The 525-nt window shown below is 40.8% G+C and carries 1 protein-coding gene; it reads left to right on the forward strand.

Annotation, left to right across the window (positions count from 1 at the left end; all coding sequences use genetic code 11):
• Positions 1–421: 421 nt before the first annotated feature.
• The gene (locus Q4597_RS19785; RefSeq protein WP_215442154.1) at positions 422–517 is read left to right on the forward strand and encodes a putative porin; all 96 of its coding nucleotides are present in this window, start codon (positions 422–424) and stop codon (positions 515–517) included.
• The last annotated feature ends 8 nt before the right edge of the window (positions 518–525 follow it).

The raw sequence follows: 525 nt of genomic DNA on the forward strand, positions 1-525 counted from the left end.
CCGCCTTGCTTCGAGGTCCCGATCAGTTTTACTGGTCGGGACCTTTTTTTTTGTCCCGTCCCGAACGGTGGGATAACCGTTATCGTTCCCCGTGCCTATAATTAAGGCTTGTTGAGTTCCTTTCCGTGACGCCACGTCTCTGGAACGTGTGCTCTTCGGTTGTGTCACGGGAGAGGATGTCTGTTTCTTCATATTTGTTTTTGAATTGTATACGGTCTTTAGATTCACAATTTAATAAACTTCCTGATTTCAATAATCCTTGTCCCTGAGAATTAATCTTTCTCCTCTTTGTTTTATAGTCATGGTGTGGTGGTTAACATGTTTTTATTTCTTGAATGACTTGAGGTTTATTTATTTGTTAGTTGTCTAAAAGAGAAATACACGGTTAAACCTTGTTCGTTTGTAGTCCAATGAAACTTAACTGCGATATAAATTCTTTAGTTACTACTCCGCCCCTGGCTATCCATACCGTGATTTCGTTATCCGTTTCGGTCTTGTGTGGAACTTTTTCTCTTAGGTAGGGGT

It is taken from the genome of Zobellia sp. 1_MG-2023 (assembly GCF_030549125.1).
GTDB lineage: Bacteria > Bacteroidota > Bacteroidia > Flavobacteriales > Flavobacteriaceae > Zobellia > Zobellia russellii.